A 22,069-nucleotide genomic window follows, 5' to 3' on the forward strand; every position below is an offset into this window, starting at 1 on the left:
TTGATTTTTGCTGGAGAATGTTCTTAATTAGTCCTTCGAGGGGTAGGAGAGTGCGGTCGAAGGAAATTCCATTAGTTTCATTACACGACTTATAGAGAGGAATGCTATTGAGCATTCATGGGCCCCGACCTTCTCAGTCGGGGTTCCAGTTTTTTGGATAAGCTATTGGTGATGAAGAATCACCGCTTTCCTTATTTTGAAAATTGAGTCTTCTCTTCGAAATTCGATTTTACATTCGTCAGCGATGAACAATTACAGGACCATCCCCGACTTGATCAAGATTTTACCCGATTCTGGTCGTGACCATGCTGAGGAATGGTGGCTCAACCTTTCAGAGTCAGAACGACGCGAGTTCGGTGATCTTTGGGAGGAATCCTTGGAAAAGGATGCCAAAGGTTTAGTATTGGTAGGGTTTGATGCTGATCGCGGCTATATCTTCAAGGGATCCTTTAGGGAAGGCGATGACGTGGACGTTGCTGAGTTTGACGACGACGAATTGTTTGATCAATATTTCAACGAAACCGGACAATCAACGACAGCGCCCGTTTACCGTGTTTTCCATGTTTGCATGGCACATCCCGCAGCAAAGGCTTGTTTGGACAATGGCTTGATCCCCCACGATTTTAAATGTCCGCTTGCAAACGAAGAATGTCCCATGCGAATGGTTTTAAATGCGACAAATGGACGGAGCATCCAAATCCAGGCAATTTTATAGCCTACAGCGGCTTAAACTGCTCAAACGTTTCTTGACAATTCCGGCAATGGTGTACCGCACGGCAAGCCGTCGGACCAAAAGGTGAAATCAAAAAGGTATTGTTGGAGGAGCACTTGGGACAAACCGCATTCTGCAAGACCTCCAAAGTAAGCATCCCATCGAAGGCCGGAGGAGGGGAAAGGCCGAAGTCTTTCAGGAGCACCCGCCCACGCGGGCTGATCAGGTTGGTCGACCAAGGTTCATTGTACATGACGTCGACCCGACTTTCTTTTACACCATGCGCGGTAAGCACCTGCACGATGTTTTCCTTCATATGGTTGATCGCAGGGCAGCCAGCAAAAGTCGGCGTCAGTTGCACGACAACCGCGCCATTCTCATCGATCAGGACGTCACGAATCACCCCCAAATCCACGACGGAAATCACAGGTATCTCGGGATCCTTGACTTCCTGCAAGGCTTCGTAGACTTCGTCTTGGGTGATCATCACCAGACTGCGTTGGTGTCGATGGCAAAAACTTCGTCCATTTCAGCGAGCAATTTCTCCAGATGCGGTGTATGCTTGCCTTGACGGCCACCATAATGGGCTGTTTTATCAGCAACATTCGGGACTTTCAATCCGCATTCTTTCATGAGTGCCTCGACAGCTTCCACCCAGCGGGCTTCCAATTCTGATTCGGGTGCTTGAATGCCATCCGCAAAAATTGCAGCATCCTGGGCAGTCGGCTCAAAAAGGCTGAATGCGATCGGGTACGCGAAATCAAGTGCTGCTTGCAGGTTGCGATTGGCCTCGTCTGTTGCCCGACCAAGCTGCTTGAGCCACGTCGTCGCATGCAAGTAGTGGTAGCGTTCCTCGCGAAGCAGTTTCTTCGCCAATTCAGCCAAAGGCCTGAAGCTCGAGCGCGTCAATTCCTCCAAACGGATGCTTTCTGCCAAGTCATACAAGGCATGGCGCATCAGGCTGAAGGCATAGTCGCCGATCGGATACTCGACCAATTGGCTGCTCCTGAAAGCATCCGACTTGCGGCCGAAGCCGATTTGGTCGGGTGTGGGCTCGCCAAACAACTCGTTGAGGATCACATAATAGGCTTGAGCATGGCCGATTTCGTCTTGTGCCATAGAGGAAAAGGCAATGTCCTCTTCCAAGATTGGCCCGATGCCGGTCCATTCGCTTTGGCGGTGGCCAAGGATCAAATCGTCATCGCCGATGCGATAGAGCAGGTCTTTGATAGCTTCTACATTCATGGAGCAGAATTCTCAGAATTTACGGAATCAAGGTAGGGGTTGAATTCAACTGATCCTTGAAAAAATGTTATAAAACCGATTACACCAAAGGACAGCAGCTTTACAAAGCAGCCCAGAATTCAGCACAAAGCCTATTTCTGAGAATTCTGTAAATTCTGCTCCGCGTTGAACTTCTGAATGATATGCTTGTTTTTGTAGCCGAATGCCTCGCGGTAGCTTTTGTCGAGGGCTGGCTCAAACATATCAGAGTCGTCGTAGCTCGTCGCCGAAATCGCGCTCGTTTTTGCGACCCAAAGGTTCACGCATTTCATCCGCCGGGCATACTGCTCCTTGGCGAAGATCAATGCGAGTTCTGCATTGGGCGCGTGTACGCTGCCTACATGCACATGTTGCGCACCCCGCGAGGTCTGATGAAAAACCTCGTAGGTCTCAAACTGATCGAGCTCGACCTTGGGCGAATATTCGTTTTCCTCAGGCAGATCTGAACGGCTGATGCGGGGATCCAGTGAATTGATTTTCATTGCTTCGCGGATGAATTAGGACAATGGAGCGACATAAGCACCGCTGTAAACTTTAAGTGCATTTCTGACCCAGGCACCGTTTTCTTCGGCCATGCGACGCACAGCGAGGCGCTCGGCGTTGCAAGGGCCGTTGCCATTGATGACTTCGTAGAACTCGTTCCAATCCGGATCCGAAAACTGCCAGATACCGTCGGCATCCTTGTGAAGATTCGGATCGGGAATCACCAAACCGAGTTCCTTGATCTTTGGCACGTAGGTATCGAGGAAAATGTTGCGCATTTCGTCGTTGGTGGCCATTTTGACTTTCCACCTGACGAGCACTTCCGTGTGTTGGCTCGCCTTGTCGGGTGGCCCGTGGAAGTGCATGATGGGTTTCCACCAGCGGTTGAAGGCTTCCTGCACCATTTGGCGCTGCGTCGGAGTGCCGGTTGCCAAGTGAACCACGGAATCGTGGCCATATTTCAGGTGAAAGGATTCTTCGTAGCAAATCCGCTCCAAGGCGCGGCAATAGGGGCCATAGCTCCCTTTTGCGTTAATCGTCTGATTGACAATCGCGCCGGCATCTATGAGCCAAGCAATCACCGCGGTGTCTGCCCACGTTTTTGCCGGGTAGTTGAATACGTTGCTGTATTTGCTTTTGCCGCTGATCAGGTCATTGATCATTTCCTCGCGGGATTTGCCCAAAGTTTCGGCGGCGTTGTAAAGCAATTGGCAGTGACCGGATTCGTCCTGCACCTTGGCCATGAGCGCCAATTTGCGACGGAAGCCCGGTGCACGTGTGATCCAAGTTCCTTCAGGAAGTGCACCGATGATTTCGCTGTGTGCGTGCTGCTCGATCATGCGAATGAGCTGCTTCCGGTACATAAAAGGCATCCAATCCTGCGGTTCGATCTTCTCGCCGCGGTCGATCTTGGCCTGAAACTCTTCCAACCGGATCGGATCTTCGTCCTTCAGTTCTTTTCCAAAATTGTCAAACTCTGTGACTGTCAACGCTCCGTACATAGAAGTTAAAAGTTAAAAGTGATTAGTGAAAAGTTATCAGTGGGATTTATACGCTGGAGTGTAATTTGAATATCTCGAAAAATTCTCAATTCTCCACTCAGACAGTTCTTACAAGCCCATTCAGCAAAATGCCTGCGAGGTGCTGCCCGATTTCTTCGCTCGAGAGTTCGCCATCGGCGCGATACCAGGTATGCGTCCAATTCAGCGCACTCATAATGGTACGCGTGCTGAATCCTTCGTCGTAGTTTTTGAAGAGGTTTTCCTGAATGCCTTGCCTTACGACTTCCTTGAAAATGGATTCGTATTCATTCCGCAGCATGGCATATTCGCTCCTGCGTGGCTCACCAATATGGCGCCATTCTCTAAAAAACACTGCTGAGGCATCAATGTTGCGGGTAATCACGCCAACGTGGGCGACGATCATATCGGTCAATTTCTTCTGGGTATGCAACTTCGAATTGGCGATGGGCTTGACGGATTCGAAAAACTCGTTGGCGCAACGGTCCGCGATCGTCCAAAGGATGTCTTCCTTGCTTTTATAATGGCTGTAAAGGCTTGCGGCCTCCATGCCAACGGCATCGGCAAGATCTCGAACACTCGTTGCCAAGTATCCTTTTTCATTGAACAGCTTTTCGCCAGCGGCCAAAATCTGCGTTTTTCTTTCCGCAACTGCTTTTACTGCCATTTTGAATCAGCCTACCTAGCATTCGTTAGGCAATAGTCGAAAAAAAAAACGACAATGTCAAGCGGGTTGATATTTATCATGAATCCCAGCCCGAAGGACTTGTTGCCGGCGGCATCGCATTTTCTGGAAAATGAATTGTGCAGATTGTTTTTGCGCCAATCTGAAAGCATCACCGCACAGCCCTTGTGGATGTGGAAGGTATTTCCTGACGGTAAAGTGCAGGTGATCAGGACTTGAGCAGATTCTGACAGCAATCCACATCATATTGGGTAAAAATCTATGAAGGCTTTTTTGAATCTATTGGGGGATATGCTAATTTTATCGCCGATTGTACCTTTTCGCCCCATTTCTGGGGTTGTAAGGCATTAAATTTTCGAGCTCTCAAGGCATGGATATTGTCTCAGGTAATGATGTATTGATGGTTTCGCCCATCTTGGTGCTGCTCTTCACGGGCTTGCTGCTGATGTTGTTGGATGCCTTCAAAATTCACCAACCCCTAGGTTGGGTGGCCGGACTTGGCGTTTTGGCTTCCTGCGTGTTGGCTTTGCCACCCGTTTTGGAAGGTATGGGCGGCACGCTCCAACCATTTTCCATGTACAACATGATGCGTACCGACAGCACATCGGCGTTGGTTCACATCTTTTTATGTATCTCCGGACTTTTTACCCTCTTTTTTGTGGGGGATTTCATGAAAAGGCAGCCGGCAAAGGTGTACGACATCTACGCCTTGCTGGTCTTCTCCTTGACGGGAATGGTCATGTTGGCCAATGCCAATGATTTGATTATGACCTTTATTGGTCTGGAGACCATGTCCATTTGCCTCTACGTGATGGCGGCTATGTACAAAAAGGATCCACGCAGCAACGAGGCCGGCCTCAAATACTTCCTCCTTGGCGCGTTTGCTACCGGCTTTTTTGTCTATGGTATCGCCTTGATTTACGGTGGCGCAGGTTCAACGAATTTCAGTGCCATGGACTTTGGTCGCCTCGTCACTAGTCCATTGTTTTACCCTGGCGTGGGAATGCTGATCATCGGTTTCCTCTTTAAGGTGAGTGCATTTCCCTTTCACGCCTGGACCCCGGACGTTTATTCTGGAACGCCAACTCCCCTCACCGGCTTTATGGCCACGGGGAGCAAGGCAGCCGCATTTATCGCCTTGGCGATGTTCATCAACTTGCATCCTGCCATCGCCGGCGACGACAAGTTGCAGTACGTTATCTTGGGCTGCGCGCTGCTGACAATGATTTATGGAAATATCGTGGCTGCCCGTCAGTCCAATCTCAAGCGTATGTTGGCTTATTCCAGCATCGCTCACTCCGGATATGTATTGCTTGCCATTACGAGCGGCGAGCGCGGGATTGAGGCCGTGATCTTCTACATGTTGATCTACACGCTGATGAACATCGGTGCTTTCGGATTGGTCGGCATGGCCGAAACGACGACAGAAGACAACAATCTTTCCAGTTGGAAGGGTTTTGGACGCACCAATCCTTGGTTGGGCGCTGCACTTTCGATATTCCTCTTTTCATTGGCCGGTATTCCGCCTTTGGCTGGATTCATGGGTAAGTACTTTGTGTTTGCGGCAGCGATCAGCAGCGGAATCATTGTTCCTGCGATCATCGGTATCCTTACCTCTGTCATTGGCGCTTACTATTACATCAGCGTTGTCAAGACGATGTATTTCGACGAGAAAGATACCCCCAAAGTGGTCACATCCAAAGATATGGCGCCGACGATGGGCATCGTGTTGTTGGTGATTTTGGTCGTCGCTTTTGGTGTGTTCCCATCCTTGATTCAGGACTACGTGACCAGTGCAATTGGCGGTCAGGCTGCAATGCCGGCTTTGCCACTGACAGGTGTGGTACAGTAAGGATTCCCAATTTTTTTGTTTTTGCCTTAGATTTGCACCTCTTTCGCTGAATCTTCAGCGAAGTTGGTTTCTGTTATCCTCATTCCTGAAATTGTTTACAAACCCATGAATCTTCAAGACGCCATTGCGCACCCGCTGTTTGAAAAATTGCGGGAAACGACACGAAAGCTGGGCGTGCGCAGCTACGTGATCGGAGGCTATGTGCGCGACCACATGCTTGGACGCACCTGCAAGGACATCGACATTGTCGTCGAAGGAAAGGGAATCGACTTGGCAAGGGCATTTGCAAAGGACATCGGCAGCGATGGATTTTCGTTTTTCGAGAATTTTGGAACTGCCATGGTCATGTTTGGGGACTATCAAGTCGAATTTGTCGGTGCCCGCAAGGAAAGTTATCGCCGCGAGTCCCGCAAGCCCATCGTCGAAGAGGGAACGCTGGAGGATGACCAAATCCGTCGCGATTTCACGATCAATGCCATGAGCATTTCGTTGAACGAAGACGATTACGGGCAATTGGGAGATCCTTTTGATGGCGTTTTGGACCTTCGGGACCGGATTGTCAGGACGCCGACCGATCCGGATGTCACCTTTAGCGACGATCCTTTGCGCATGATGCGTGCCATTCGATTTGCAACCCAACTCAATTTTGTGATTGAGGATGAGACCTTTGATTCCATTGCGCGCAACAAGGACCGGATTTCGATTGTCTCGCAGGAGCGCATTACCGAGGAGTTGAATAAGATCATCCTGGCCAAATACCCATCGGTCGGATTCAATTTGTTGTTTGAGGCCGGGCTGTTGCACATCATCTTTCCGGATTTCGTGAAGTTGCATGGTGTGGACATTGTCGATGGCCGCGGTCACAAGGACAATTTTCACCATACCCTTCAAGTCGTGGACAATGTCTGCGCCCTGACGGATGATCTATGGCTGCGTTGGGCAGCCGTGTTGCATGACATTGCTAAGCCTGCAACCAAAAAGTACTATCCCAAGCAAGGCTGGACCTTCCACGGGCATGAAGACATGGGCGCTCGCTGGGTGCCACGCATCTTCCGTGACCTGCGCCTTCCGCTGGACGGGAAAATGAAATTTGTGCAGAAACTGGTCAAGCTGCATTTGCGGCCGATCGTTTTGGCTCAGGAAATCGTGACCGACAGTGCGGTGCGCAGGCTCATGTTTGAGGCGGGCGAAGACATTGACGCTTTGATGAAGCTTTGCCGCGCCGACATCACGACACGTAACGAGAAAAAATTCGAAAAGCACCTGCGCAACTTTGCGCTCGTCGAGCAGAAGATCATCGATCTCGAGGAGCGCGACCGCATCCGCAACTGGCAGCCGCCATTGTCGGGCGAAATGATCATGGAGCTGTTCAATGTACCTCCAGGGCCGATTGTCGGCCATATCAAAAGCGCTGTGCGCGAAGCGATTTTGGATGGTGTCATTCCAAACGAGGAAGGTCCGGCGATCGACTTGGCAAGGGATGTCGCGACAAAACTCCTTGGCAGAAAATCCAACGAAAAATAGGATATTTACCAAGATGAAATCTTGGCGAATGAAAGGATCCATTTTGCGTCGCAGCCTCTTGCCGGCCGTTTTATTGCTCGTTTTGATAGGTTCGGGACAATTCAACTTGCATGCCCAACGGGGAATCGGCTTTCGATTCGGGTCCGATTTTAACCACTTTTTCCGCGCTGAGGAGCATCCTTTGGTGGATGGATGGTGGAGCAATCTGGTTTTCGGATCTTACTACGAAGCCTATTTCCAGGATGGCGGCGCTCAAATCGGCCTGAATATTCTCTATAAAAATGACCGTGAAAAGGGATTTCCCAATTTTCCAGTCGTGCAGCGCGATTGGCGGGCTGGTCAAAACATCGGCCTGACAGCTTTGGAGTTGGACTTCAAAGTAGGGCCGCGATTTGGCCTGTTTAACCCCAAAATCGGCGCGCAGGTGATGTATTGCCTCCGCCGAGAAGGCTTTTTGGAACAAGGTGACAGTTCAAGCTTGAACCGCACCTATTTTCAACTGCCCTTTGGATTGAGTTTGGAAGGGCCGACCGGCTACGGCAGCGTGGGATTTGGCGTATTCTACAGCGTCGGCATGAACAACGTCATCAAAGCGCCGACACCAGGACTACGCGACTACGACGGCTCCAAAATCAGAGGCCTCCGCTTCGAATTGAACATTGTCTTCTCCGCAGGCGAGCAAAAGGAAAAGCATCCCGACAAGATTTACGACCCCGAGACAGGGGAGGAGATTGTGCCGAATGATGATGGGAGGTAGGGATTCCTACCAATAGAACTTCATCGAGAAATTGTTACCCCCTCACCCCAACAACCCCTCCGCCTTCGCAACAGCCTTCGCAATCCCAGCTGCATCCTTACCGCCGGCGCTTGCAAAAAACGATTGTCCGCCGCCGCCGCCTTGGATTTCCTTGGCGATTTCGCGGATCAAGTTGCCTGCATTGACCGTTTTGGCGGCATCCAAGTCCTCGGTGATGACCACGTTGAGCATCGGCTTGCCATCAAAGATGGCGCCGAGCACGATCACCGCATTCGTCAAGCCCTTGCGCAGGTCAAAGGCCAAGGTCTTCAGTTCCTTGTCGCTCGGAACCTCTACCACTTCGTTGATCAGCGTCAAATTGCCGACGGATTTTGCACGTGCAAGCAAACCTTCCTTCAGGTCGCCGACTGCTGCTGCTTGCAGCTTCTGAAGATCCTTTTCGAGCTTTTTGTTGGCGTCGAGCAGGGTTTCCAAGGCTTTGGCCGGATCCTGCGGATTGCGCAACAAATCCGTCAAGCTCTCCAAAATCGCCAATTTTTGCTCCATGTATGTGATCGCGCCATCGCTCGTCACAGCCTCGATGCGGCGTACGCCGGTCGAAATCGAACCTTCGCTCACCAATTTGAAGAGGCGAATTTCGCTCGTATTCTGCACGTGCACGCCACCGCAGAGCTCCACGGAATATTTCGGATCGAATGTGATCACCCGCACGGCGTCGCCGTACTTTTCGCCAAAGAGCATCATGGCACCCAAGGTCTTGGCCTCCGAAATGGGGACATTCCGGCGCTCGGACAAGGCAATGCCTTCTGCAATTTTCGAATTCACGATGCGCTCCACCTCGGAAATCTCGGCATCGGTCATTTTTTGGAAATGGCTGAAGTCAAAGCGCAGGATCTGATCCGAGACCAAGGAGCCTTTTTGCTCGACGTGCGTGCCCAAAACGCGGCGCAAGGCGGCGTGGAGCAAGTGCGTCGCGCTATGGTTGGCACGGATGAGGCGACGACGTTCGGCATCGACCTCGGCTGCCCATTCGCCGGTTGCGATTTCAGGCAATTCCTCGACAAAATGGATGATCAGGTCATTTTCCTTCTTGGTGTCGAGCACCTTGAGGGTTTCATTGGCGCTGCGGAGGAAGCCTGTGTCACCGACTTGTCCGCCAGACTCTGCATAAAAAGGTGTGCGGTCAAGCACGACCTTGATACACTTTGCCTTTGGCTGTCTCGAGCGTACGGTAGCGGGTGATCTGCGAAGTTCCCTCGGTGGTTTCGTAACCCGTGAAAACCGGCATGCCATTCATCGGTTGCACTTCCACCCAGTCGCCGGTTTTGACTTCGCCTGCTGTACGACCCCCGTCTCGCTGTGCCTTCAATAACGCCTCAAACGTATCCTCATCCACGGACCAGCCTTGCTCTTTGGCCATGACCTTGGTCAAGTCGATCGGGAATCCGAAACGGTCATAAAGGTTGAAGGCAAATTGCCCATCGATGATGCGGACATTGTTTTGATGTTCGCGGACGTACTCGTCAAACAGGCGCGTACCACGCTCCAGCGTACGCAGGAAGCTTTTTTCCTCCTCTTCGATGACCCTTTTGATGAATGCTTTTTGTGCATTGACCTCGGGGAAGACGTCGGCATAAATTGCAGCGAGCACATCGACCAAACGGTAGAGGAAAGGCTCCGTACGTCCCAGAAATTGGAATCCGTAGCGGGAGGCACGACGCAGAATCCGGCGCACGACATAACCTGCCTTGCCATTCGAAGGAACCTGACCGTCGGCGATACAGAAACAAATCGAACGAATATGGTCCATGACCACGCGCATCGCAATGCTTTCTTCCTCGGTGCGACCGTATTTGCAGCCGTATTCCTTCTCCAGAAAATCGATGTACGGGCGGAAAAGGTCGGTGTCGTAATTGCTTTGTTTGCCTTGCAGCGCCATGCAAAGGCGTTCGAAGCCCATGCCGGTGTCCACATTTTTGGCAGGCAACGATTCCAATGACTTGTCTGCCTTGCGGTTGAACTCCATGAACACGAGGTTCCAGATTTCCACCACCTGCGGATGATCGTTGTTGACGTGGTCGCGGCCAGGCGATTTCGCTTTTTCTTCGGCACTGCGAATGTCCACATGGAGTTCGGAGCAAGGCCCGCAAGGACCGGTGTCGCCCATTTCCCAGAAATTGTCCTTTTTGCTGCCGCGCAAGATATGGGATTCATCCACCCATTTTTTCCATTCTTCAAGGGCATCCACGTCTTCGGGCATATTGTCGCCTTCATCGCCGCCAAAAATGGTCACATAGATGTCGTCTTTGGGGATCCCGAAGGTGTTGTGCAGCAAATCCCAAGCCCAGGCAATCGCATCGGTCTTGTAATAGTCGCCAAACGACCAGTTTCCCAACATCTCAAACATGGTATGGTGGTAGGTGTCGTGGCCCACATCGTCCAAGTCGTTGTGCTTGCCGGATGCGCGCAAGCATTTTTGTGTATCGGCGATGCGCAGGGCTTTAGGTGGTTTGATGCCCAAGAAATTGTCCTTAAATTGAGCCATCCCGGAGTTGTTGAACATCAGGGTCGGATCGTCTTTGGCAATGATCGGCGCACTCTCAACGATGAGATGTTGGCGTTCTTGGAAGAATTTGAGGAATTGACTGCGTATTTCGCTCGAAGTTTTCATGCTGGAAAGCCCTTTATTTTTCTCACACTGCACGGTGGATAAATTATCACGACCGCTTGCGTTTAAGTTTTTTAGTTCTAATTTTGAATCTGTGGATAACCTGTGGATAAGCTGTCACCGCCTGTGGGGGTTTCAGTATCCGTCAGAAATATCGAAATTTGCGCGGCCATTGCCGCATGGAATTCTGCCTTCATAAAAAGGCTGTAAAACTAGGAAAAAAACGTCAACTGTATGGCTAAAATCAAATATTACTACGATACAGAGACCTGCAACTTTGAGAAAGCCAACATGGATTCGCATACCATTTTGCGAACTGTGCTGTCTTATCTGATGGTTTCCGGTGTCGTGGCGATTTTGGTGGTGGTCTATTTGTTCTATTTTTCTTCGAATCCATTGACGGAGCAGCTCAGGCAAGACAACCGGGACCTATCCCTTCAGCTTGAAAAGTTTGATGAAGCGATTGCCTCTCTTGAAACGGATTTGGAGGCCCTCCATCAAAAGGACGAAGACGTTTACCGTGCCATTTTGAAAGCAGACCCCATCAAGGATGAGTGGGAGGCGGGTTCGGGCGGTTCTGCGGAGTTCAAACCCTTTGAAAAGGAATCGCTGCAGGAAACCGACATGCGCATGGATGCCTTGAATAGCAAAGTCAAGATCCAAAGGGAGTCGTTTCGCCGATTGCTCGCCATGTATGCAGTGCGAGAGGATGAAATGAAGCACATGCCTTCCATCCGGCCGATTGCCAACGATTGTATCAGTGGGTTTGGCTATCGTTTTCATCCGATCCTGAAAGTCAGGAAACTCCATACCGGGCTTGACTTTGGAGCACCGATGGGTACGCCGATCTATGCAACGGCTGAAGGTACAGTGATCAATGCCAATCACGGGGCCAATGGATATGGACTTTGTGTGGACTTGCAGCACGGATTTGGCATTGAAACAAAGTATGCCCACTTAAGCAAAGTCGCTGTGAAGGTGGGGCAGAAGGTTAAGCGAGGGGACTTGATCGCTTATTCGGGAAATTCAGGATTGTCAAAAGGCCCTCACTTGCACTACGAAATCAAAAAAGACGGTGTCAAAATCGATCCCATTGATTATTTTTACTCGGATTTGACGCCTGAGCAGTACGTGAGTTTCAAACGTCAGGCCAATCAGATCAATGAGTCAATGGACTGATGGAAGAGCAAGAAGACATTCAGAAGAAGTATTACACGATTGGTGAAGTGGCAGACATGTTGGATGTCAAGCCCTCGCTCATCCGTTTCTGGGAGACAGAGTTTCCCCAATTGAGCCCACGCAAAAATCGCAAGGGAAACCGCACCTACACCGAGGCCGATATCGCGATGCTCAAGACCATTTATTATTTGGTCAAAGAGCGCAAATTCACCCTCAAAGGTGCCCAAGACAAACTCAAGCAGAATCCCAAAGATCTTGAATACGAGCAACGCACCCGAGAAACTTTATTAAAAGTGCGTGGATTCTTGGCAGAATTGAAAGAATATCTTTAAGTTTGCCCTCCCAATCATCGAGGTGTAGCTCAGTTGGTAGAGTACACGTCTGGGGGGCGTGTGGCCGCTGGTTCAAGTCCAGTCACCTCGACTAAAGGAAAATAAGGCTGTCCAACGCGGATGGCCTCTTTTTTTGCGCGGTTTCCTTGTTTTCCTGTGGACAATTAGCCCAAATTTGCTCAAGAAAATTTGTTCATTTTGAAACCCCAAGCCGCCTAGTCGGCATTTTTTGATCATCTGGACCGAATTCAATGGCTCATCCCACTGCAACCGAGGCAATCAAGGCCCGTATCGATCAGCTCACAGACGAGTTGAATGCCCACAACCACCGCTACTACGTCTTGGCAGCGCCGACGATATCGGATTTTGAGTTTGACAAACTCCTGCGTGAGTTGCAGGACCTGGAACAGCAATTTCCTGATGCCATGCGGCCCGATTCGCCGACGATCAGAGTGGGAGGGACGATCACCAAGGATTTTCCGCCATTTATCCACAAACGTCCGATGCTCAGCCTGCAAAATACCTACAGCAGGGAAGAGGTCGATGACTGGCTCAAATCCGTGGAAAAACTCTTGGAGGGACAGTCCTTCACGTACATCGTGCAGCACAAATACGACGGTGTTTCCTTGAGTCTGCACTATGACAATGGCATTCTCACTGCTGCTTCCACACGTGGCGACGGCGTCCAAGGAGATGAAATCACGGCCAATGCCAAAACCATTCAAACCGTGCCGTTGCGGGTAAAACATGCAGCCATTCCCGCTGAATTTGAGGTCAGAGGCGAAGTGTTGATGCACGTTGCGCCCTTTAATGCCCTCAATGACCAACGTGAGGAAAACGGGGAGGCGCGCTTGATGAATCCTCGCAACGCAACCGCAGGCACCCTGAAAAACCAAGATTCCAGCGTGGTTGCTTCGCGGCCACTGACCTTTTATGCCTATCAACTTTATTCTGACGGCGCCTTGCCCGATACGGATGGTGCGCAGCAAGCCCTCCTTCGCGAATGGGGTTTCAAGGCCAATGAAAACGTCGGCATCTGCAAAAACATCGACGAGGTATTTGAATACATCAACCATTGGGACAAACACCGCGACGAACTTCCTTACGAAATTGACGGCATTGTCATCAAAATCAACGAAGTAGCTGTTCGCGAGGCGCTCGGATTCACGAGCAAGTTTCCCCGGTGGGCCATCGCGTTCAAGTATCAAGCCGAGCAGGCCGAGACCGAATTAAAATCGGTAAGTTATCAAGTAGGCCGCACGGGCATCGTCACGCCGGTTGCCAATTTGGAGCCTGTATTGCTTGGCGGAACCATGGTCAAACGCGCCTCCTTGTACAATGCCGATGAGATCGAACGGCTTGGCTTGCATGTGGGTGACATCGTGCGCGTAGCCAAAGGCGGCGAAATCATTCCCAAAGTGATTGAGGTCGTATTGCCAATGCGCAAGGCAGGCTTGGAGCCGGTCGTTTTTCTCACACACTGCCCGGATTGCGGGACGGCCCTGCAAAAGAATGAAGGCGAGGTCGGTTCATTTTGCCCCAACGCAGCAACTTGCCCTCCGCAGGTCAAAGGCCGAATCGAGCATTTTGTGGCAAGGAAGGCCATGAACATCGACGGACTTGGGGCGGAAATCATTGGGCAATTGGTAGATGCACGCCTGATCAGTGATTACACCGATTTATATGACTTGACATTTTCCCAAGTCGTTGCCATGGATCGATTCGCCGAAAAAAGTGCCAAGAACCTTATAGAATCCATTGCAGCAAGTAAAAATGTCCCTTATCCGAGGGTGGTTTTTGCTTTGGGAATTCGCTTTGTCGGTGAAACGGTGGCCAAAAAACTCGTCAAACAATTCCAGACGATCGATGCATTGGCGGCGGCCACGAAGGAAGATATTCTACAGATCCACGAAATCGGAGAACGTATCGCCGAAAGCATTCTGGAATTTTTTGGAAGTGAGATCAACCAAGCCCGTTTGGCAAGGTTGAAGGCTGCAGGTTTGCAATTTGAGCTGGCAGAAGGGGAGAAGGCTGTTTCTCAAAAGCTTGCCGGAATGAGTTTTGTAGTTTCGGGTACTTTTGAACACTTCAGCCGGGACGGAATCAAGGATGTGATCGAGGCGAATGGAGGCCAAATCAAAGGCTCCGTCTCGCCAAAAACGACCTACCTGCTTGCGGGCGCAGATGCAGGTCCTTCCAAGCTTGACAAAGCCGCCAAAGACAAGGTCAAGGTGCTCTCTGAGCAGGAATTCAGGGAGATGCTCGCATGAATTGGCTACAATCCCTGAGGCATCGCTATGCAGTGCGCACGTTTGAAAAGCGCGCGAAGAAGGTCAGTTTTCCGCATGCCTTTGTGGACCTCGACCGCGCAACCTCCATCGGATTTGTCGTGAACATCGAGCAATTTTCTGCGGACAATCTTGTGTACTTTACCAAGTACATCACCCACCTCGAAGACAAGGGGAAAAAGGTGGTTGTGGTCGAAATCAGCTACGGACGCAAGGCAGAACCCATGTTTCACGACTCCAATCAGTCTATTTTTATCGGAAGACAGCAGATGAATTGGCTGCAATTTCCTTCGATTAAACGGATGCAGGAGCTGAATTCGGCCAATTTGGATATCCTGGTCAACCTCGATACATCGGAAAAGTTGACCTCGCGTTTTGTTTGCGGTTTGTCAAATGCCAAAACCCGCGTAGGTGTGCACGAGGCAAGTTTTGTTGCCTATTACGAATTGTTATTGCAGGTTCCAATGGAGATGAAACTGAACAAGATATTGGAGACCTTTGAGTTCTATTCCAAAATGCTTGAGAAATGAGAAAATTTCAGGGAACAGGTGTGGCGATGACCACGGCTTTTTTATCAGATGATGCGCTGGACCGCGACGGCATCACCAAATTGACGCATCATCTTGTGGATGGCGGCGTTGAATTTTTGGTGATTCTGGGGACCACTGGAGAAGCGGCTACGATTTCTGCCAAAGAGCAGGAAACGGTTGTGGAGACCGTGATGGCTGCAAATGCCGGACGCTTACCGGTTGTGCTCGGCGTCGGCGGCAACAATACATCCGAGGTGATTGAAAAGGCGCGCAATTGGTCCTCCAAATACAAGCCCGATGCATTGTTGTCGGTGAGTCCCTATTACAGCAAACCTTCACAGGAAGGCATTTTTCGGCATTTTTCGGCGATTGCAGAGGCCGTGACCACGCCGATCATCCTGTACAACGTGCCTGGCCGCACAGCGAGCAACATGACATCTGCGACGACCTTGCGACTTGCGCATGCCTACAAGCATATCATTGGCATCAAAGAGGCAAGTGGCCTTTTTGAGCAAGCGATGGAGATCATTCGGGATCGCCCTGAAGGTTTTTTGGTGCTTTCGGGAGATGATGCCATCACCTTGCCGCTGATCGGAGCCGGCGCCGACGGTGTGATTTCGGTGGTTGCCAACGCATTGCCGAGGCAATTTGGGGAAATGGTGCGCCAAGCACTTACCGGCGACTTTGCGAATGCCCGGAAGCTTCATTACCCCATGTTGCGTTTCACACAGCAATTGTTTGCCGAAGGGAATCCTGTCGGGATCAAGTCAGCCCTTTCCTTGCTCGGCATCGGGGGCGATCATGTGAGAATGCCGTTATGGCCCGCAAGTGAGGGTTTGCGCGCGCAATTGCAGCAGGAGTTGTCTGCAATGGGAATGCGCTAAGCCGCGAAACGTTGCTTGAAAATGGAAAGGGATGGATACACGCGTATCCATCCCTTTTCATTTTGCGCTTTTAGACACAAAAAAAGGCAAGAACGCAGTCTTGCCTTATTTCTTCAAGATCAAAAGGATCAACCTTCGTTCTTGCTGTCTTGAACTTCCTTGCGGATGTCCTGAGCCATGACCTTCAAGTCCTGCATGCCCTTGCGGATACGCGTACCTGCAGCCTTATTGCTCTTGTTGTAGAACTTGTCAAAGTCGCCTTCGAGACCCATGACCAGATGCTTCAGTTGTTCAAATCTACTCATCTCTTTAAAATAAATGTGTTGGTATTCATGCGAAGATAGGCAATTGGGCAAAAGAAACTACCGACGTCGGCTAATAATTTTACACATTCCAACCGCCAATTGTTCATAAATGGGCAAAAAGAAAACGGTTACCCCAAAGTAACCGCTTTCTTGATTCCCAAATGAATCAAAGCGCACCAATTTGAAGCGGTGCACCTTGCTTGTAAGCGCCTGATTCGACCTTTGCACGGATCTCCTCAAATGCGTTCAAGGTATATTCCACGTCTTCCATGGAGTGGGTAGCAGTTGGAATGATGCGCAGCATCAGTTCGCCACGCTCGACCACAGGATAGGTCACCACGGAAACAAACAGATTGTAGTTCTGACGGAGGTCGATGATCATGCGGGCAGCTTCCTCATACGAGCCCTTCAGGTAAACTGGAGTGACCGGAGATTCAGTGATGCCGATGTCAAAATTCCGCGCACGCAAGCCTGATTGGATCGCGTTGACGATGCTCCAGAGTTTTTCGCGCATTTCCGGCGAATTTTTCAGGAGTTCGAGTCGCTTCAATGCCCCTACAGCCAATGGCATCGGGAGCGTTTTTGCGTAGATCTGCGAACGCATGTTGTAGCGGAGGTAGTTGATGACATTCTTGTCACCGCAGACAAATGCGCCAATGCTTGCCATCGACTTGGCGAAGGTGCAGAAAAGCACATCAATCTTGTCTTGGCAGCCAAGGTGTTCGCCGGTACCGATACCTGTAGCGCCCATGACACCAAAGCCGTGTGCATCGTCGACCAACAAACGGAAGTTGTAACGGTCTTTGAATGCGGCAATTTTGTCGAGTTTGCCGAGGTCACCCTTCATGCCAAAAACACCTTCGGTGATCACCAAAATGCCGCCGCCCGTCTTTTCGACGATTGCAGTTGCTTTTTTGAGGCGATCCTCAAATTGGTCCATGTCATTGTGCTTGAAAACGAAGCGCTTGGCAAGCGTCATCATCATGCCATCCATGATACAGGCATGGCTCAGTTGGTCATAGACGATCACGTCGTGACGGTCAACCAAGCTCTGGATAATGGAAACTTGACCCTGGTAACCAAAGTTGAGCAGATATGCATCTTCCTTTTGCATGAATTCGGCCACCTCACGCTCAAATTGCTCGTGGATGTCGGTGTTGCCGGTAAGCATGCGGGAACCCATGGGATATCCCAAGCCATACTTCACTGCAGATTCGCCATCGGCTTTACGCACTTCCGGGTGGTTGCAGAGGCCCAAGTAGTTGTTGAGCGACCAATTGAGGACTTTCTTTCCACGGAAAGTCATCCAAGGTCCGACTTCGCCTTCCAATTTTGGAAAGGTGAAATATCCGTGGCCAACTCCGGCAAATTGCCCAAGGTCGGCCTTCATCATCTTATCAATCTTACTGAAAATGTCCAAGTCTCTAAGCGTTTAGGTTGAACCAAAATGCACAAATCAGGTGCAAAATTACAATCAAATGCTGAAAGTCAAAAAATTAGGCCCGTAAGGGTCATACTCTCAAGCGCCGCAAGGTCGGGATTCTTGAAATATTCGAAAACTTGAGTTATTCACCAATCTTGATAAACTCTGCACATCGCTCAAAATCCCTCGAATTGCAATAAGTACATCGGAGCAGCGTTTCCAGAAGGAGATTGTGCAATTTTGCCGTGGAATACTGAAGTTTCTCGTGCACGATTCCGTTGGAATACCTTATCTTTGCGCCCTGTATGCGAAAAATCGTTGTCCCATTTCTTCTACTCACCAGTTTGGTATTGTTGGTGGCCCTCTCAGGCTGCGATCCGTATAAGAAATTGGCCAAGAGCGATTCCATTGCCGACAAGGACAGCGCCGCGACCGCTTACTACAAACACAAAAAATACGACCAAGCGGTTTTTCTGTTTGAGGAGCTCATGGCCGTGTACCGCGGTCATCCCCGGATGGAGGAAATGTACTATTACTATGCTTACTGCCGCTATTTCATGGGCGAATTGGTGACTGCGGCATTCTACTTTGACGACTATTCCCAGAAATATCCAGGCAGCAAGCATGCCGAAGAGTTTGAGTTCATGACCGCTAAATGCTACTATCAGATCTCGGATCCCTATTATTTGGACCAGAAATACACGCAAAAGGCAATCAATCAGTTCCAATTGTTCCTCAGCCGGCATCCTGATACCGAGCACAAGGAAAAGAGCATGACTTACTTGACGGAACTGCGTGAGCGTTTGGCAAAAAAGGCATTTGAACAGGCGTTGCTCTATCACAAGATCGGCTACCACAAAGCTGGCGTCGAGGCTTTTAAAGTGATGATCAACGAATACCCGGATTCGAAATTTAGAGAGGAATCGCAATTCCTCCTCGTGAAATCGGCGGTGGATTTGGCCGCATCCAGCATCAGTAGCAAGCGCCTCGATCGCTACAACGAGGCCATGGAATTTCATGAAAAGTTTGTAGAGAAGTTTCCTTCGAGTAAATTTGCTGATCAAGCTGAAGGTCTGCGATCTGAAATCGAGCGAAATCAAAAGAAATTGCTGGAAGAAAAGGCCAAAGACGACGAAAAAGCAGCCTTTGAGGTGTTTAAGCGGTCAATGACTGCGGTAATGGAAGCAAGTGAGGAGGACGTTCGAAAGGAAGAATACGCCAAATCACTCGACGCCTACCGCAGTTTTCAGGAGAAGTATCCCAACAGCTCCTACCTCGCAGATGCCGATCGGTTGTTTCAGCAATACGAAGAGAAGTTCAAAGAATAATTGAATACAGTACATGGAGAATAATTTCCTGCCCCTGAACTTGGACGATATGAGTTACCCAACCGGTAACATCTATAAGTCTGTGTCCATCATTGGAGCCCGTAGCAATCAGTTTACCGTTGCGATCAAGGAAGAACTTGGTCGTCGCTTGGCAGAATTTGCACCTGCACACGACAATTTGGATGAGATCACGGAAAACCGTGAGCAAATCGAAATTTCGCGTCACTACGAGCGCCTTCCAAAGCCAACGCAAGTGGCCGTCGAAGAGTTCATGGCCCATCGCGTCTATTGGAGGCACAGGGACAATCCAGCAGACACCAACGCCCCTGAATTGAATCCTTGATACGCCCATGCTTGCCGGCAAGAAAATCATTGTAGGCATCACAGGCAGTATCGCAGCATACAAAGCCGCACTTATGGTGCGGCTTTTCGTTAAGAATGGTGCCGAGGTACGTGTGGTGATGACAGAGGCCGCAAAGCAATTTGTGGGTTCGCTGACGTTTTCCAACCTTTCGCAACAGCCCGTTTTTTCTGGCTTGTGGGACGGAAACTGGACCGAACACGTGCATCTCGGCGCTTGGGGGGACTTGATGGTGGTCGCACCTGCCTCTGCCAATACGCTCTCCAAATTTGCATTGGGCATTTGTGACAATGCGTTGACAGCGGTCTATTTGAGTGCAAAATGCCCCGTTTTGGTGGCACCCGCGATGGATGCAGATATGTATCAGCATCCAAGCACCTTTCGCAATCTCAACCAACTGAAGAAGGATGGCGTTCAAGTCCTCGGGGTTGGAACCGGTTTTCTTGCAAGCGGTTTGGTGGGAGAGGGAAGAATGGCGGAGCCGGAGGACATCCTGGAAGCGGTCATCAACCACTTCGGTCCAAGGCCCTTGCACGGCAAAAAAGTACTCGTTTCTGCCGGACCTACCCGTGAGGCCATTGATCCTGTGCGTTTTATCAGCAATGGCTCCACAGGTACCATGGGCTACGCCCTCGCAAGGCAAGCTGCCAATTTGGGTGCAACCGTCACCCTTGTCTCCGGCCCGGTAGCCCTGTCGCCTGATGGGCCTTGGGAATTGATCAACGTCAATTCGGCAGCGGAGATGTTTGTCGCGATGACAAGCCGTAGTGCTGACCAAGACCTGATCATCATGACAGCCGCCGTCGGCGACTATCAACCGGTCGAATTCAGCCCCACCAAAATCAAAAAAGCGGATAAAAATTTGGTATTGGAGCTTGGCCGCACGCAAGATATCTTGCGGCACCTTGGAGATACAAAGCCCGCAGGGCAGGTTTTGGTGGGCTTTGCCCTCGAGACCAACGATGAAGAAGCGCATGCGCTGGACAAAATGAAGCGCAAAAATCTGGATTTTATCGTCCTGAATTCGCTGCGCGATTCTGGCGCGGGATTTGGTGGCAGTACCAACAAGGTGACTGTATTTGGTCGTGACGGTCAAAAGCAGTCGTTTGAACTCAAAGGAAAAGTAGAAGTTGCGGCAGACATTTTGAATGCCGTATGCAAAACGATTCAACAATGAAACTACGCTGGTTCATCGCAATTGCTGGATTTTTGATGCTTTCGTGTTTGCAGCGCTTGCAGGCACAGGAACTTCAATGCATTGTCAAGGTCTCTGCACCCACGGTCGGGAGTGATCAGTCGATCTATCCGCAGATGGAGGACGCGATCATGAAATATGTCAATTTCAGAAAGTGGACCGATCTCAACTATGAACCGCGGGAGCGCATCAAGTGTCGTTTGCAGATCATCATCAACAATCGCCCCGAAGTCGATCAATTCACCGGGACGTTTCAAGTGCAGGTGATTCGGCCCGTGTTTAATTCAGAGTATGAGTCGATGATCCTTAATGTACAAGACGCCGACATCAACTTCAAATTCGTTCCTTTTACGCCCCTCGAATTTTCAGAGAACAACTACATCGACGAACTCACCTCCTTGCTGAACTTCTACTGCTACATGATCATCGGATTCGATCAGGAAAGTTTTGAGATGGGAGGCGGTGCCGTGCATTTCCAGAAAGCGCAGACGATTGTGAACCTTGCAGGCAACAGCGGAGGAAGCGGATGGCGCAACTATGACGGGACGCGCAACCGCTATTGGCTGGTCAATGATATGCTTGACAACTCCATGCGTCAGATCCACAACATTTTCTATGTGTATCACCGCCAAGGACTTGACCAAATGGAAAAGAATCTTGTAGCCGGTCGCACTGCAGTCTTGGGCGCGTTGCGCGAACTGCAGAAAATGAATCAAAGATTCCCCGGAAAGTACATCACACGCGTTTTTTACACGGCAAAGGGCCCTGAAATCATCCAGATTTTTAGCAAAGCCAACATGCAGGAAAAGGCAGAGGTGATTCGTATCATGAGTGAAGTCGACCCCTCCAATGCCAGCGACTACGAAAAGATCAACGAAGAGAAATAATTGATAATGGAGAATGCAGAATTGAGAATTGCACTTCACTGAACTGAGTCACCATTTTCCATTCTCAATTCTCAATTCTCAATTTTCCATTCCCCATTCCTCATTCTCGTTATATTTGTGATATGGGAAAACGAACGATCCGCATTCCGCGAAGCAAGATTGCAGCAGAATTGCCCAGCCTTTCCGGGAAGAGCGTTCAGGTCGTGATGCTGGACGGGAAAACCCATGCCGGATGCGTTTTGTCCACAAAATCCGACGAAATTCTTGTGGAGGATGTCAACGCAGCCTGGACGGGGAAATCGCGCCATCAACAACGACTGCTTCTTCAAGACATCCATTACATTGTTTACGACCTCATTAGCACTTGGTAAGT

22 protein-coding genes, 1 tRNA gene and 1 pseudogene are annotated in these 22,069 nt (G+C 50.2%); 16 read left to right on the plus strand and 8 right to left on the minus strand.

What is annotated here, in order from left to right; all coding sequences use genetic code 11:
- The first annotated feature begins 244 nt into the window (after positions 1–244).
- Positions 245–715 (plus strand): hypothetical protein, encoded by a 471-nt coding sequence (locus tag IPN95_23280; protein ID MBK9452290.1) that lies wholly within the window; start codon positions 245–247, stop codon positions 713–715.
- Position 716: 1 nt separating this feature from the next.
- On the opposite strand, the gene paaJ is transcribed toward IPN95_23280, so the two are convergent.
- From paaJ to IPN95_23305, 5 genes are all read right to left on the minus strand, one after another.
- Entirely contained in the window at positions 717–1,202 is a 486-nt protein-coding gene (gene paaJ, locus IPN95_23285; protein MBK9452291.1) for a phenylacetate-CoA oxygenase subunit PaaJ, read from the minus strand.
- A complete protein-coding gene (gene paaC / locus IPN95_23290) occupies positions 1,199–1,957 on the minus strand; it encodes a phenylacetate-CoA oxygenase subunit PaaC (GenBank protein MBK9452292.1) in 759 nt (252 codons plus the stop codon). The genes paaJ and paaC overlap by 4 nt, the downstream gene beginning before the upstream one ends.
- Before the next feature lie 131 nt (positions 1,958–2,088).
- A complete protein-coding gene (gene paaB, locus IPN95_23295) occupies positions 2,089–2,478 on the minus strand; it encodes a 1,2-phenylacetyl-CoA epoxidase subunit B (protein MBK9452293.1) in 390 nt (129 codons plus the stop codon).
- A gap of 15 nt (positions 2,479–2,493) precedes the next feature.
- Positions 2,494–3,480, minus strand: a complete 987-nt coding sequence (gene paaA / locus IPN95_23300) for a 1,2-phenylacetyl-CoA epoxidase subunit A (protein MBK9452294.1) — start codon at positions 3,478–3,480, stop codon at positions 2,494–2,496.
- 97 nt (positions 3,481–3,577) lie between these two features.
- Complete coding sequence (locus tag IPN95_23305) at positions 3,578–4,165, minus strand: TetR family transcriptional regulator (GenBank protein MBK9452295.1); 588 nt, start codon at positions 4,163–4,165, stop codon at positions 3,578–3,580.
- A 78-nt stretch (positions 4,166–4,243) separates the two neighbouring features.
- On the opposite strand from IPN95_23305, the gene IPN95_23310 reads away from it, so the two are divergent.
- The 4 genes from IPN95_23310 (at position 4,244) to IPN95_23325 (ending at position 8,316) form a co-directional block, all read left to right on the plus strand.
- Entirely contained in the window at positions 4,244–4,402 is a 159-nt protein-coding gene (locus tag IPN95_23310; GenBank protein ID MBK9452296.1) for a hypothetical protein, read from the plus strand.
- A gap of 151 nt (positions 4,403–4,553) precedes the next feature.
- Positions 4,554–6,035: an NADH-quinone oxidoreductase subunit N gene (locus IPN95_23315; GenBank protein ID MBK9452297.1), complete on the plus strand. Its 1,482-nt coding sequence runs from the start codon at positions 4,554–4,556 to the stop codon at positions 6,033–6,035.
- 105 nt (positions 6,036–6,140) lie between these two features.
- Entirely contained in the window at positions 6,141–7,559 is a 1,419-nt protein-coding gene (locus IPN95_23320; protein MBK9452298.1) for an HD domain-containing protein, read from the plus strand.
- Between the two features lie 13 nt (positions 7,560–7,572).
- On the plus strand, positions 7,573–8,316 hold the full coding sequence (locus IPN95_23325; GenBank protein ID MBK9452299.1) for a hypothetical protein: 744 nt from the start codon (positions 7,573–7,575) through the stop codon (positions 8,314–8,316).
- A 42-nt stretch (positions 8,317–8,358) separates the two neighbouring features.
- On the opposite strand, the pseudogene alaS reads toward IPN95_23325, so the two are convergent.
- Positions 8,359–10,987 (minus strand): annotated as a pseudogene (gene alaS / locus IPN95_23330) (alanine--tRNA ligase).
- A gap of 231 nt (positions 10,988–11,218) precedes the next feature.
- On the opposite strand from alaS, the gene IPN95_23335 reads away from it, so the two are divergent.
- The 6 genes from IPN95_23335 to IPN95_23360 all read left to right on the plus strand — a co-directional run bounded on the left by IPN95_23335 (position 11,219) and on the right by IPN95_23360 (position 16,197).
- Positions 11,219–12,163 carry a M23 family metallopeptidase gene (locus IPN95_23335; GenBank protein MBK9452300.1) on the plus strand — a complete coding sequence of 315 codons (945 nt, stop codon included), beginning with the start codon at positions 11,219–11,221 and terminating at the stop codon, positions 12,161–12,163.
- The gene (locus tag IPN95_23340) at positions 12,160–12,495 is read left to right on the plus strand and encodes a MerR family transcriptional regulator (protein ID MBK9452301.1); all 336 of its coding nucleotides are present in this window, start codon (positions 12,160–12,162) and stop codon (positions 12,493–12,495) included. The genes IPN95_23335 and IPN95_23340 overlap by 4 nt, the downstream gene beginning before the upstream one ends.
- 18 nt (positions 12,496–12,513) lie before the next feature.
- Positions 12,514–12,586, plus strand: a tRNA-Pro gene (locus tag IPN95_23345).
- Positions 12,587–12,746: 160 nt separating this feature from the next.
- Positions 12,747–14,765, plus strand: coding sequence for an NAD-dependent DNA ligase LigA (gene ligA / locus IPN95_23350; protein MBK9452302.1), 2,019 nt, complete (start codon positions 12,747–12,749; stop codon positions 14,763–14,765).
- On the plus strand, positions 14,762–15,313 hold the full coding sequence (locus IPN95_23355; protein ID MBK9452303.1) for a hypothetical protein: 552 nt from the start codon (positions 14,762–14,764) through the stop codon (positions 15,311–15,313). The genes ligA and IPN95_23355 overlap by 4 nt, the downstream gene beginning before the upstream one ends.
- The gene (locus tag IPN95_23360; GenBank protein MBK9452304.1) at positions 15,310–16,197 is read left to right on the plus strand and encodes a 4-hydroxy-tetrahydrodipicolinate synthase; all 888 of its coding nucleotides are present in this window, start codon (positions 15,310–15,312) and stop codon (positions 16,195–16,197) included. Before IPN95_23355 ends, IPN95_23360 begins: the two co-directional genes overlap by 4 nt.
- A gap of 128 nt (positions 16,198–16,325) precedes the next feature.
- Here the strand turns inward: IPN95_23360 and IPN95_23365 are convergent, their stop codons facing one another.
- Together IPN95_23365 and IPN95_23370 are read right to left on the minus strand one after the other, a co-directional pair.
- Positions 16,326–16,502 (minus strand): histone H1, encoded by a 177-nt coding sequence (locus tag IPN95_23365; protein MBK9452305.1) that lies wholly within the window; start codon positions 16,500–16,502, stop codon positions 16,326–16,328.
- A 166-nt stretch (positions 16,503–16,668) separates the two neighbouring features.
- Positions 16,669–17,895 (minus strand): pyridoxal phosphate-dependent aminotransferase family protein, encoded by a 1,227-nt coding sequence (locus IPN95_23370; protein ID MBK9452306.1) that lies wholly within the window; start codon positions 17,893–17,895, stop codon positions 16,669–16,671.
- 335 nt (positions 17,896–18,230) lie between these two features.
- On the opposite strand from IPN95_23370, the gene bamD reads away from it, so the two are divergent.
- The 5 genes from bamD to IPN95_23395 all read left to right on the plus strand — a co-directional run bounded on the left by bamD (position 18,231) and on the right by IPN95_23395 (position 22,067).
- On the plus strand, positions 18,231–19,253 hold the full coding sequence (bamD, locus tag IPN95_23375) for an outer membrane protein assembly factor BamD (GenBank protein ID MBK9452307.1): 1,023 nt from the start codon (positions 18,231–18,233) through the stop codon (positions 19,251–19,253).
- Between the two features lie 13 nt (positions 19,254–19,266).
- Entirely contained in the window at positions 19,267–19,596 is a 330-nt protein-coding gene (locus tag IPN95_23380) for a hypothetical protein (GenBank protein MBK9452308.1), read from the plus strand.
- A gap of 7 nt (positions 19,597–19,603) precedes the next feature.
- A complete protein-coding gene (gene coaBC / locus IPN95_23385) occupies positions 19,604–20,791 on the plus strand; it encodes a bifunctional phosphopantothenoylcysteine decarboxylase/phosphopantothenate--cysteine ligase CoaBC (GenBank protein MBK9452309.1) in 1,188 nt (395 codons plus the stop codon).
- A complete protein-coding gene (locus IPN95_23390; GenBank protein MBK9452310.1) occupies positions 20,788–21,696 on the plus strand; it encodes a DUF4835 family protein in 909 nt (302 codons plus the stop codon). Before coaBC ends, IPN95_23390 begins: the two co-directional genes overlap by 4 nt.
- A 122-nt stretch (positions 21,697–21,818) precedes the next feature.
- Positions 21,819–22,067, plus strand: coding sequence for a hypothetical protein (locus IPN95_23395; GenBank protein MBK9452311.1), 249 nt, complete (start codon positions 21,819–21,821; stop codon positions 22,065–22,067).
- Positions 22,068–22,069: the final 2 nt, after the last annotated feature.

Source organism: Bacteroidota bacterium (assembly GCA_016718825.1).
GTDB lineage: Bacteria > Bacteroidota > Bacteroidia > J057 > JADKCL01 > JADKCL01.